This is a genomic window from Arthrobacter sp. CMU6 (assembly GCF_059090205.1).
On sequence record NZ_JBNHFL010000056.1, the window covers coordinates 1 to 12,084 of the forward strand.

Annotated in this window: 10 protein-coding genes and 1 pseudogene; 2 read left to right on the forward strand and 9 right to left on the reverse strand. The window is 60.9% G+C overall.

Features of this window, described 5'->3' with window-relative positions:
* The 8 genes and pseudogenes from AC5RWD_RS22605 to AC5RWD_RS22640 all read right to left on the reverse strand — a co-directional run.
* A pseudogene (locus AC5RWD_RS22605) lies at positions 1 to 355 on the reverse strand (sugar phosphate isomerase/epimerase); the annotation flags it as partial.
* Between the two features lie 27 nt (positions 356 to 382).
* Positions 383 to 1,879, reverse strand: a complete 1,497-nt coding sequence (locus AC5RWD_RS22610) for a sugar ABC transporter ATP-binding protein (RefSeq protein ID WP_494022168.1) — start codon at positions 1,877 to 1,879, stop codon at positions 383 to 385.
* Positions 1,876 to 2,730, reverse strand: a complete 855-nt coding sequence (locus AC5RWD_RS22615; protein WP_494022169.1) for a sugar phosphate isomerase/epimerase family protein — start codon at positions 2,728 to 2,730, stop codon at positions 1,876 to 1,878. The genes AC5RWD_RS22610 and AC5RWD_RS22615 overlap by 4 nt, the downstream gene beginning before the upstream one ends.
* Positions 2,723 to 3,574 carry a TIM barrel protein gene (locus tag AC5RWD_RS22620; protein WP_494022170.1) on the reverse strand — a complete coding sequence of 284 codons (852 nt, stop codon included), beginning with the start codon at positions 3,572 to 3,574 and terminating at the stop codon, positions 2,723 to 2,725. The genes AC5RWD_RS22615 and AC5RWD_RS22620 overlap by 8 nt, the downstream gene beginning before the upstream one ends.
* A 79-nt stretch (positions 3,575 to 3,653) precedes the next feature.
* Complete coding sequence (locus tag AC5RWD_RS22625) at positions 3,654 to 4,649, reverse strand: sugar ABC transporter substrate-binding protein (RefSeq protein ID WP_494022171.1); 996 nt, start codon at positions 4,647 to 4,649, stop codon at positions 3,654 to 3,656.
* Between the two features lie 70 nt (positions 4,650 to 4,719).
* A complete protein-coding gene (locus AC5RWD_RS22630) occupies positions 4,720 to 5,877 on the reverse strand; it encodes an ABC transporter permease (RefSeq protein WP_494022172.1) in 1,158 nt (385 codons plus the stop codon).
* A gap of 26 nt (positions 5,878 to 5,903) precedes the next feature.
* Positions 5,904 to 6,947, reverse strand: a complete 1,044-nt coding sequence (locus tag AC5RWD_RS22635) for a Gfo/Idh/MocA family protein (protein ID WP_494022173.1) — start codon at positions 6,945 to 6,947, stop codon at positions 5,904 to 5,906.
* Complete coding sequence (locus tag AC5RWD_RS22640) at positions 6,947 to 8,080, reverse strand: Gfo/Idh/MocA family protein (RefSeq protein ID WP_494022174.1); 1,134 nt, start codon at positions 8,078 to 8,080, stop codon at positions 6,947 to 6,949. The genes AC5RWD_RS22635 and AC5RWD_RS22640 overlap by 1 nt, the downstream gene beginning before the upstream one ends.
* Positions 8,081 to 8,330: 250 nt before the next feature.
* On the opposite strand from AC5RWD_RS22640, the gene AC5RWD_RS22645 reads away from it, so the two are divergent.
* Both AC5RWD_RS22645 and AC5RWD_RS22650 read left to right on the forward strand, forming a co-directional pair.
* Positions 8,331 to 9,605 (forward strand): ROK family transcriptional regulator, encoded by a 1,275-nt coding sequence (locus AC5RWD_RS22645; RefSeq protein WP_494022175.1) that lies wholly within the window; start codon positions 8,331 to 8,333, stop codon positions 9,603 to 9,605.
* A 306-nt stretch (positions 9,606 to 9,911) separates the two neighbouring features.
* Complete coding sequence (locus AC5RWD_RS22650) at positions 9,912 to 10,934, forward strand: AraC family transcriptional regulator (protein ID WP_494022176.1); 1,023 nt, start codon at positions 9,912 to 9,914, stop codon at positions 10,932 to 10,934.
* Positions 10,935 to 11,411: 477 nt separating this feature from the next.
* On the opposite strand, the gene AC5RWD_RS22655 is transcribed toward AC5RWD_RS22650, so the two are convergent.
* Entirely contained in the window at positions 11,412 to 11,822 is a 411-nt protein-coding gene (locus tag AC5RWD_RS22655) for a cupin domain-containing protein (protein ID WP_494022177.1), read from the reverse strand.
* Positions 11,823 to 12,084 lie beyond the last annotated feature (262 nt).

The following is a 12,084-nucleotide window of genomic DNA, read 5'->3' on the forward strand; positions in this document are numbered from 1 at the left end:
TGTGTTTCATTTCCTCGGCGGCGCGGGTGCGGACGCCTTCGGGGTTGCCGTCGCCCCAGACCCGGGACCCGACGATCGCTTCGTGGCGGAAGTCGATCGGGTCGTCGCACACGGCCTGGCCTTTGAGGTGGTTGGAGATGGCCCAGACCTTGAGGTTGTACTTGTCCAGGACGGCGAGTTTGGACTCGACGTAGCCGGGTTCGTCCCAGCGCCAGGCGTCCAGGTGGTCGCCGGAGACGGCGATCTCCAGTCCGTCGTAACCCCAGCCGGAGGCCAGCTTGGCGACTTCCTCGAAGGGCAGGTCGGCCCACTGGCCGGTGAACAGGGTGAAAGGCCGGGTCTGTTGGTCTGTCATTATGTTGCCTTCCTTGGTGCGTATCGCTTACGCCGCGGCGTAAGCGATAACGTTCTCTTTGGTTGCCTGGGCCTTGTCCAGTTCCGCTACGACTCGGCCGGCTCGCATGACCATCACCCGGTCGGAGAGTTCGAGCAGTTCGGGGAGTTCGCTCGAGATCACGAGGACCGCCACGCCTTTGCGGGCGAGCTGCTCAATCAGGCGATGAATCTCGGCCTTCGCACCGATATCAATGCCTTTGGTCGGCTCGTCCAGGATAAGCACTTTCGGATTGCTGGCCAGGCATCGAGCGATGATGACCTTCTGCTGGTTTCCGCCGGACAGTGACTGGATCGGTGTTTCTGCCGACGGCGTCCTCACATCAAGTTCCTTGATATATTTGCCGACCATTTTCTTTTCATAGCCGAGCTTCAGCACGCCCCACCGGCTGACCTGTTTCAAGAGTGTCAGCGTGGTGTTTTCCCGGATGGACAGCATCGGGATGATGGCCTGCAGTTTCCGTTCCTCGGGGACGAGTGCGATTCCCGCTGCGATCCCCGCAGTCGAATCTTGCAGGCGAATCTTTCGTCCGCCGATCTCGACGGTTCCTGCGTCGGCCTTGTCGGCGCCGTAGATGCAGCGGGCGACCTCGGTACGGCCGGCGCCCACGAGCCCGGCCAATCCGACGATTTCGCCGGCGTGCAGCTTCAGGTCCACGTCCGCGAAGGCGCCTGCACGGCTCAGGCCGCGCGCCTCCAGAACCAGATCGCCGCGTTCACGGGGAATATGCTCATAGAGATCAACGTCCTTGCCGACCATGAGCTGCACCACGGAGCGGGCGTCGAGCTCGTTCGCCGGGAGGGAGGATGCCACGGTTTTACCTTCACGGATCACAGTGATCTTGTCGGCAAGGGTGAAGACTTCCTCCAGCTTGTGGGACACATACAAGATGGCCATCCCGTTGGCACGGAGCTCGTTGACCAGTTTGTAGAGTTTCTCCACGTCGTGCTCGGTCAGGGCGGTAGTGGGTTCGTCCATGATGATGACTCTGGCATCTTGGGCCATGGCGCGGGCGATTTCTACCATCTGGCCGTCGACAGTGGATAGGGCCATGGCGGGGGTGTCGAGGGCGAGGTGCGGCGCGACCTGGTCGAGGGCTTTCCGGGCGCGTTTGCGGATCTCCCGCCGGGAGAGGAATCCCTTTTTACCGCCCCAGTTGCCGAGAAGGATGTTCTCCGCCACTGACAGGTCGGGCACCAGGTTGTGCTCCTGGTAGATGGTGGCGATGCCGGCGGCCTTGGATGCCACGGTGCTGGCGTGCATGAGCTGGCCGTCGACGTAGACCCCGCCTTCGTCGGGAGTGTAAAAACCGCTCAGTGTCTTGATCAGCGTCGATTTCCCGGCGCCGTTTTCGCCGACAACGCAGTGCACCTCTCCGGCATGAAGCTCAAAGTTCATGCCGGAGAGGGCGACAACGCCCGGAAACATTTTTACAAGGTTGCGTGCTTCGACGATGGCCGGAGCACCTCCGGGCTTCTCGGTCACGGCAGTTCCCTCCTCAGGAACGTGAGTCCGTCACGGGCCAGTGCGTCCATGGACGGCGCTACAGGGCGCCACAGGGACACGGCTTTCGCGATTTCCTCAACAGTGGGCAGGAAGGACTCCACGACGATGGAGCCCTGATAATCGATCGATTTCAGCGCCTCAAAGGTTTCAGACCACGGGACGTGGCCGCTGCCGGGCGTTCCTCGGTCGTTCTCGGAAACCTGGAAATGGAAAACCTTGTCACCGGCTGAGGTGATGGCTTCACCGATGTGCTTCTCCTCGATGTTCATGTGGAAGGTGTCCAGCATGAGCCCGACGTTGTCACGGCCGATGAGCTCGCACAGTTCCAGTCCCTGTTCGACGGTGTTGACCAGGTCGGTTTCAAAGCGGTTGAGCGGTTCGATGGCAAGGGTGACGCCGCGTTCGGCCGCGTAGTCTGCCACTTCGCGGAGGCTGTCCGCAGCCCACTGGCGTTGTTGGCGGCGTTCCTCCGGGGGAAGCAGCCGTGCTTTTCCTGTAGCGGAGTACATCGGGCCGGCCACGTGCGGGGAACCGACTGCCTGGGCGATGTCGACGCACAGCTTCAAGTAGTCGATGCCCTGCTGCCGCTTCTGGGGGTCCTCGTGGGAGACGTCCCGGTCGGGTCCGAACGCACCGCAGATGGACACGGGCAGTCCGGTTCGCTCGGAGGCTTTCTTGAGCGCACCTGCGCTGACCACACCGGGGTCTTCGATGCAGACCTCGATGAGGTCGTATCCCATTTCCTTGGCAACGTCGAACTGGTCAACGTCCTGGTCGGTGAAAGGGGATACCAGGATGAAAGTGCTGACCCCGAATTCGTATTTACTCATTGGGCCACAGCTCCTGTTCCAGCTTCTTCATCTCGTTGATGGCCTTTTCGGTGTAGGGGTCCAGGAACTCCAGGTGGCCGCCGCGTGCCATCATGGCGAAGGGGTTTGATGCGGCGGGCAGGAGTTCGAAGGTCAGGTAGCCGTCGAAGTTGATGTCCTTCAGCGTCTGCAGTGTCGGACGGAAGTCGATGTGTCCTACGCCGGGGGCTGCACGGTTTGAATCGGCTAGGTGGACGTGGTTGACCTTGCTGCCGGCACGGGCGAAGGCGCCGTGAATGGTGTCTTCTTCGATGTTCATGTGGAAGAGGTCACCATGCACGCCGGCGTTTTTCAGACCGGTAGCGTCCAGGAGTTCAACGGCGCGGTCGAGCCGGTTCAGGAAGTGCGTCTCGTAGCGGTTCCACGGTTCAAGGGTGATGTTGATGCCCACGCTGGCGGCGTATTCACCGAGCGTACGGACGTTCTCCACGGCCCATTCCCATTCCTGTTCGTCACTGGCCAACGCCTCGGTCTTGCCGACCGGGGATGGTCCGACGATGATGGTCGGGGCTCCGACGCCGGCGGCGAAGTCGGCTACCGACTTGCCGTAGTCCAGGGCCTTCTGCCGGTTGGCGGCGCTGGGATTGATCAGGTCGCGTTCCTCCCCAAACCAGATGCTGCAGATGGAGCTGACGTCAATACCGGCATCCTTGGTCAGCTGGTTGATTTCTTCGACGTTGTGCGTTGCAGGTTCTCCTACGAGTTCGATGGCGTCGTAGCCGTAGCGGGCGACGCGGTCGATTCCCTTGGCGATTTCTTCCTGGTAGTAAACGATGGCGTTGTAGGAATACTTAAAGCGGGACACTGTTTCTCCTTGAGTTGGAATTATTGGTTCTGCCGGGCCAAGCTGCGGGGCTCGGCCCGGCTTTTAGAGCTATGGGGCTCTAGTCCTTGAAGATGTTGCCCCAGAGCTTGGGGTCATCGACGTTCTCTTTGGTGATGAGCTTGGTGTCGGTCAGCTGCATCTTCGGGACCTGCTTGCCGTCCAGCAGATCAACTTGGGCCTGAAGGGCCAGTGCTCCCATCTCGAAGGGGTTCTGGTCCATCGTGGCGTCCTGGACGCCCTTGCGGATGCGGTCCAGTGCCAGGGGTGTGCCGTCCACTCCGACGAGCGGGATGTGGCCGGCGGCGCCGACGGGGGCGGCCTTGTTGATCTGAGAGAGGCCGGAGACGACGCCGCGGACCATCTCGTCGTTGTGGCTAAAGAGCCCGTTGATGCTCGGATCCGAGGTGAAGTTGTCCACAGTCAGGGACAGGGCGTTGTCGGCTGTCCACTGTGCGTCGCGGGAGATGACCTTAATGTCGGGGTATTGCTTGATGCCCTCGGTGAAGCCCTCACCACGGAGAATCGCGTGGTAGGCGCCCTTCGCTCCCTGGTATTCGAGTACCGTTCCCTTCTTCCCCATCAGCTTTGCCAGCGCCTCGGCGCCAAGCTTCCCGGCCTTTTTGTTGTCGAAGGCGACGGCCGCGTCGGCGACGTCGCCGGGGATCACCGAGTCGACCGTGGTGACCGTCTTTCCGGCGTCGTGGATCATCTGGACCCCGGGGGCGAGTTCGGCCGAGTTGTTCGGGCTCAGGACGATGCCGTCTACGCCCTTGGCGAGCTGGTCCTGGATCTGGCTGATCTGCGTGCTGGAATCACCCTTGGCGTCCAGGACCGTCACGTCGACATTCAGTTCTTTGGCTCTGTCCTTGATGCCCTGTCCGAGGGCGACCATGAATTCAAAGCTCTGGCTGTAGAGCAGTACCGCGATCTTCTTTGGCTTGGCTCCGCCGCTGGCGCCTTGGGGAGATGAAGAGGGGGATGCGCCGCAACCGCTGAGGGCAATCGTGGCGGCGGAGATTGCCGCAAGGATCGCCAATTTGGGTGAGGTCTTCATTGACGTACTCTTTCTGTTGGTTATTCGACGGTTACACCGGAGGTGCGTCCTCGCGGTCGTAAAGAGGAGGCTAGGCACGTGTCCCGGCGGCATGGTCTTGCCCGGATTCCGTCACCTTGGGGCTAACCGCTTTCTGGTCTGCCGCGGGCGCGGGTCCGATCTTGCGTTTCCTTGAGAGGTTCCGCTTGACGTACTTGTAGCGGTAGACGTCCAGGGCGGCGGCAGCGAAGATGACGACGCCTTGGACGATCTTGTCGTATGAAGAAGGGATGCCGAGAAGGTTCACGGCGTTGGAGACCATGGCGATCAGCAACACGCCTAGGAGTGTGCCCTTGATGTTGCCTTGGCCGCCAAAGAGGCTGGTGCCGCCGATGACGACTGCCGCGATGATGGTCAGTTCGATGCCGTCGCCGGCACGCGGGCTGCCCGAGGCCAGGCGGCCGGTGAGCAGCAGGCCTGCCATTCCGGCTGAGAGGCCGGCAATGACGTAGGCGTTCATGGTTACCCGGTCCACTCGGATACCGGCCAGAAGCGCGGCTTCTTTGTTGCCGCCTACGGCGTAGATGGAGCGCCCGTAGGTCGTGCGGGTCAGCGCCAGGTGTGCCAGGTAGGCCAGCACCAGGACTGCCGGGATGAGCAAGGGGACGCCGGCGATTTTTGCGCTGACCATGTTGGTCAGGAGCTTCGGAACCGGGGTGATGTTGCCGCCATCGGTGTAGGCGAAGGCGATGCCGGATCCGGCGGACAGGGTGGCGAGCGTGGCGATCAGCGGGGATATGCCCAGTTTCGTGACCATCAGCCCGTTCAGGGCCCCCACGACCCCGCCGACGACCAGCCCGGTAAGGAGGCCGACTTCGGCGGGCATGTTCATTTTCACGATGACGCCCATGGACAGCACGGAGGCCAGTGCCGCGGTGGAACCTACGGAGACGTCGATGCCACCTGTCAGGATTACGAAGGTCATGCCAATGGCGAATACGCCCAGAATGGTGCACTGGTAGAGCAAGTTGACCAGGTTCACCGGGGTCAGAAACACCGGGCTGAGGAAGGTCAGCAGTACACCGAAGAGCAGGACGACGACGAGCAGACCTTGCGCGCCGATGAAGCTGCCGACACCGGAAAGCTTTGATCGGGTCTCGTCCCCGGACTTGCCGGGGCCAGCCTTAGTATGAACCGTGCCGGCGCCGCCGGTGGTTGATTGTGGCTGCATGGTTGTTTCTCCAGTCATTTCGACACTTCCTCGGGTCGGAAGTGCTAGTTGCTGCCGAAGAGTTCGGCGTTGGTCTTCAAGGGAATCGGTGCCCCGTCCTGGCGGGCGGAGTCGGCGGTGGCCATGACCAGCTGCAGGCTCTGGATGTTGTCCGTGACGTCCGTTTCAGCCTTCTGGCCGCTTTCGATGGCTTCGCGGAACGCTGCGAGGGTCCCCAGGCGTTCCTCGACCGGCAACGGGTCCAGGTCGACGTGCATGACGCCGGAGCGTTCCACCGCGCCGGCGAGGAATACTGTGTCGAACAGTGAGGCGAAGTTGATGGTGACCTCGTTGTTCTTCCACGTGATGGCGCCCTTGCTGCCCTGGATTTCCCAGTCGCCGTCCCAGCTGGTCTGAGGGCCGTAGGAGCTCCATGAACCGGTGTATACGACGCGGGCACCGTTGTCGCAGTCGAACTGCACGACCGCGGAGGCGTTGCCCTTAAACCTGGAGGTGCCAGTGTTCCAGGACCGTGCGCGGACGGCGGTGGGTTCGACACCGACGATGCCGCGGAGCTGGTCAAGGTGATGGATCATGGCGTCCACGATCAGGGGTTCATCCATTTCCAGTCGGAACCCTTCGAACGGCGGGTTCTTCTTGTACTCGATGAAGACGTGCTCGAGGTCTCCGATGACCCCTTCGCGGATGAGGCGCTGAACGGTGCGCGCAGCGCGCTTGAAACGGTAGTTCTGCGACACCATGGCCTGTTTGCCCGATTTCTCCGCCGCTTCGATGATGCGGATGCCGTCCTCAAGGTTGTGTGCGAGGGGCTTCTCGATCAGAGTGTGCACGCCGGCTTCAAGGGCCGGGATGGCCACGGCTGCATGATACTCGGGCGGTACGATGACCAGGACAGCGTCGAACGTTTCCTTGTGGTTCAGCGCTTCTTCGATAGTGGCGTAGGCGGGGATTCCGTACTGTTGACCTGCTGCCCGTGCGGCGTCGGGGTTGACGTCGACAACGCCGGCCAGCTCCCAGGTCTTGCTTTGGTGAATCACGTTCAGCCATGAAGCGCCCCACGCGCCGAGGCCTACCTGGATAATTTTCATTACTGCACTCCTTCTAGTTCTTTCACAGCGGGGACGTCGACCCATTCGCCGCACTTGCTGGATTCGATGATGCTCTCGGTGAGGACGGCTGACCTGAGGCCGTCACGGAATGTGGGCAGGCCATCGCGGATGTCTCCGTTGATTGCGGCGTAGGTATCGGCGATAAATGCGTTGAAGGCATCCTGATAACCCTGCGGATGCCCTGCTGGCAGGACACTGAGGCGTGCCGCTTCGGGGCTAAGCGCATCCGGGTCACGGACCAGCAGCTCGGAGCCGGCCCGTTTACCAAGCCACAACGTCTCCGGGGCTTCCTGGTCGAACTGAATCGTGCTTTCGGTGCCGGAGATCTCAATCATCAGCCGGTTTTTCCGGCCCGGTGCGACCTGGCTGACCAGGAGGTTTCCCACAGTGCCGGCCTCAGTCGTGAATACAGCCGCAACGAGATCCTCGGTCTGGACGTCCTTGTTGTTTGCCCGGCCCGAGAAGAGTGTGCGGCTAATTGCGCCGACCCGGATGATCCGGTCACTGGTGACGTATTCGATCAGGTCGCACAGGTGGGAGCCGATGTCGGCGAACGCGCGTGACGCTCCTCCGAGACCGGCATCCACCCGCCAGTTGTCGTCGTCCCGGGACAGCAGCCAGTCCTGAAGATAGGATCCCTGAATGGTGGAGATCCGTCCCGTTTGACCGGATGCAATGCGCTCCCGGGCTTCCCGTACCATCGGGTGGAACCGGTAGACGAAGGGAACGGTCGCAACCGTCCCGGCGCTTGCGGCTAGCTCCACCAGATGGGCCGCATCCTGCACGTTGGTAGCCAAAGGCTTCTCACAAACAACGTGCTTGCCCGCCTTCAGTGCGGCCTCCGCCAAGGCCAGGTGGGTGGCGTTCGGGGTGCAGACGTGAATGACATCAATCATGTCGTCCTCGACGAGGTCCTGGGCGGAGGCGTAAGCCTGCTCGACGCCGAAGCGGTCCTTGGCGCGGGCGGCACTGGCAGGGCTCGAGGACGCGATGCCGGCGATTTCCGCCCCGGCAGCACGGGCCGCTCGGCTGTGCACCTCAGCCATGAACCCGGCACCAACGAACCCGGCCCGTAACCGGGAGGGGGCTGTCGTGGTTCTGTCGTTTTCCATGCCCAAACAGTGACACGCACCACGGCGCTTTAGTCAGTCACCCAGCAAAAGTCTGCACCTTTTGACGCTGTTAGCCATGGGACATACACGCAAGTTGCACTTTTTGATGCTAAACACATCGACGAGTGGACGGGAACGACTGGACACCTTGACACTGAGTGGAGACGAGGCCCCTCGGGGTCCTGTGAGCCTGATGCGTCAAGTCCTCAGTCTCACTATTCACCTCTTTCGAGCCCCGAAACGGAGACACATGGACAACGGCGGCCCCGGCGAACTTTTGCACATCCTGCGGGACGGATGCCCACGAACCAGGGCAGACCTGGCCGGGATAACGGGTCTGGGTCGAGCCGCCATCAGTTCTCGCCTTGAGCCGCTCCTGAAACTCGGGCTAGTTGTACCCGTGTCAGATGCGGCTTCCACTGGAGGCCGCCCGTCCGCGCGCCTAGCCTTCAACCCCGTTGCAAGGGTAGTGGCTGCCGCTGACGTAGGGGCCACTCACGCGACCGTGGCACTTACCGACCTGTCGGGAAGGGTACTCATGGAAACCACCGAACGACTTGAGATTTCGTGCGGACCGAAAACTGTTCTGGACTGGCTGACAATGACGCTGACGGGACATTTGAAAGCGATGAAACGTCCAGCGACGGATGTCATCGCTGTCGGCATCGGACTACCTGGTCCGGTAGAACACTCCACCGGAAAGCCGACCAGCCCGCCGATCATGCCAGGATGGGACGGATTTGATGTCCCCGCTTACGTTCAGCAGACCTTTAACGTTCCCGTACTCGTCGATAACGACGTCAACCTCATGGCCCTCGGTGAGCGGGCGACCCGCTGGCCCAATGAGGACAACATGATCTTCCTTAAAGTCGCCACAGGTATCGGCTCGGGGGTCGTTAGTGGAGGAATCTTGCAGCGGGGCGCGGCAGGAGTCGCTGGAGACGTTGGCCATATTGCTGTTTCCAGGGCGGCAGGAATTCAGTGCCGCTGTGGCAAGACTGCCTGCCTGGAGGCCATAGCAGGAGCCCCGGCCGTCGCCGCACAGCTCCGCGAAAATGGACTCGAGGCCACCACAGGGAACGACGTCGTCTCACTCGTGCGTTCCGGCGATTTGGCTGCTATTCAAGCCGTCCGGCAGGCTGGTCGCGACATCGGAGAAATGCTCAACATGTGCGTGAGCTTCATCAACCCCTCCCTGATTGTCGTCGGCGGATCGCTTGCACAATCCGGAGAACACTTGATTGCCGGGATCCGCGAAACGGTATATGCACGCTCAACGCCGTTAGCGACCCAGCACCTGAATATCACTCAATCCGAAACCGGGCGGGAAGCCGGAGTGGTTGGCGCCAGCATCTTGGCCGTCGAATATGCCCTCGCCCCTCACCGAGTCAATGATCTCGCGACCAGTCTGCATTCCGGCGGCCACGAAAATACGCACGGCCTCCAGAAAGTGGAGAACGTCGCACGGACATCTCCGCCGCTCCGTGACGCGGTGGCCAAACAATTGCAGGACGCATTTCCTTGATCACTTCTCTGAATGAAGAGGTGGTGTGGAGCGCCGGCTTGGGTTGTTTCTCCGAGTACCCGCCCTATTCAGGGGCATGCTCACCCAGGCTTCGGGGCCGGAAATACTCGTCGTGTAGGGTCCCGGCAACTAAACCCATAAGCGCGTAAGCCCCTCAGCGCGCCAGCCAAAGGTGCGCAGGTAAAATGGTGCTAACAGCTGAGGTCCTTTCTGGCCAGCCCATGCGACACCGCAACCGCTTCGTCAAGACGTCGTGGCCGTTCCCAAGGACGCCATGATGGTACTGCTGGTGAAAAGGAGGATGGCATGCCTCAATCCGCGACCGGGAACAGCGGCCGTCTGCTGCGATACGCAGTGCCGGAGGGGCTCAATCCCGAACAGAGGTTTGAACATTGGCGAGCCTGGTACGGCAATGCCGTCGAAACGCCAATGCGGTTGGAAAAGTCGGCAAGCAAGACTCCTCTATCCTTCAATCCTTCAGCCATTAATCTTGCCGGGCCGGGCTTCAGCCTCATAGAAATGTTCAACGCTCCCGCATTGGGGTCGTGGGCACCGAATCCCGACACCACGGATTTGCGCTTGGCGTACTTCCGCAAGGCGCCGGGACTAACCCTGGCTCTGAACGGCGTGCCTGAGCCAGTATCACCGGGCTCCGTCAGGTTCATCGATACCTCGCTGGGCGGAAGTTTCGATGCCCCCGAAGGTTTTCACGCCCTGCAGCTCAACATCGACCGCAGCAGCCTGAACGTGAGCGAGGCCCAACTGCGCTCCCTGCTTCGCCTGCCTGACCTGGCAAGGCACCCAATTGTGGGTACTTTCGTGATCCCTGCGCTGCTGTCCTGGAAGCGACCAGGCATCGACCGGGAGACATCGGGAACCGCAGACATCCTCCGATCCGTGATGGCAACCCTGGTGGGTTCGCTGCTCGAAACGCCGATCGACGATGAGTCGCAGAAACTGGCCCTACGTCGGGCGGTGAAGAAATACCTTGATGCCAGCTATGACAACCCCGATCTGGACGTGGCCATGGTCGCCGAAAGGTTCAACCTCTCCCGTCGCTCTCTGTTCTACTTTTTCGAGAATGACGAACTCCGCCTAGGTGAGCGGATACGCGCCCTGAGAACCCGCAAGGCCCTCGAGCTCCTCCTTCAGGCCAGTGCCCAGAGGATCACCTACTCAGAAATAGCGACATCGTGCGGATTCAGTAATGTGCAAAGCATGCGCCGTGCAGTAAAAGAATTTACAGGGATGAATGTGAGGGAAATCCACCGATCCGACACCGTCGTTCGTGACGCACTTCAACAGCTGCGGGAGTCGCTGAACCCCTGACACCTGACCGCTCCTTGTTTGGCGCAATGTCACATTCATATCGTTGTCGACGCGTTCCTGGCCCTCAGAATGTCGCCTGGTCCACTCTCCCTATGCTGCGGGCTTGAGTGCCTCCCAATACTGAAAGTTCGGGTTGAGTCGGCGATGACCTGAGTGGCGGCCCTGTCAACCGCAGGGAGCGTTTCGCCATCGCGGATGTGAGGCCTACGGCGACAACAACATTCCCGACGTCGACCCCAAACCTGTTCAAATATTCAGATTCAAGATCTTCAAGCCGGCGTTTCAACACAGCTCTCGTCTGACGCAGGTATAGTGCATCTGCTTCAACTTCTTAGCCGCAGCCAAATGCTTGAGGCATGGCCTGTCGGAAGATTTCTTGCTCCTCCCGCATCCGTTTTGCCAGCAGGGGCAAGACGGAAACCCCGGGCCGTCATGGCGATCGAAAGTGGGTCGCGGCGGCGCCCGGGACTAGGTCTCTTAGAGTTCGAAGTAGCGGAAGGAGTGCGATTCGACGCCGTGGGGGTTGGGGCCGTAGGTGGTGACCATGCGTGCGTAGACCGGTGCCCAGTAGCGGCCGAGTTGTCCTGGATTGACGCGTGCCACGTCGCCCGGCTTCAGGACGACGGTCTTGCCTTCGCTCTGGACGTGGAGTTCGCCTTCCAGTACGAAGTTCGTTTCACTGTGGGGGTGGAAGTCTTCCCAGCCGCAGGCTTCCAGTTCCCACTCGGACAGGATGAACTCGTTCCAGGAACCGACGGGCTTGGAGTTGATGAACCTGCACCGCAATCGCGGCCATTCGTCCTTCATAACCTTCATGGAGGACGCCGGCCAGGACTCGACCGCTTCCCCTGTCGGCATCGCAGGGTATGGATGGATGGTTGTAGTCATTGTTCTTGTAACCGTTCCTGACGTGCGGTCCGCCTTGGTGCATCAGCCTTATGACCATGACGGGCTTGGTGAGTCCCAACACTGTTACATGGACGCCCGTTCTAGTCAATGGTCCAAGGAGTGACTCACCTCTAGTTGGTCAAACTCATGCCCGCTTTTGAACGATTGACTTATACGGATGTTCATGTGACAGTTTGGGGAACGAATCACAAGTGATGAGCATCACAAATGGCTCGCGGTTGATCCGTTGCATCGGCCCTGA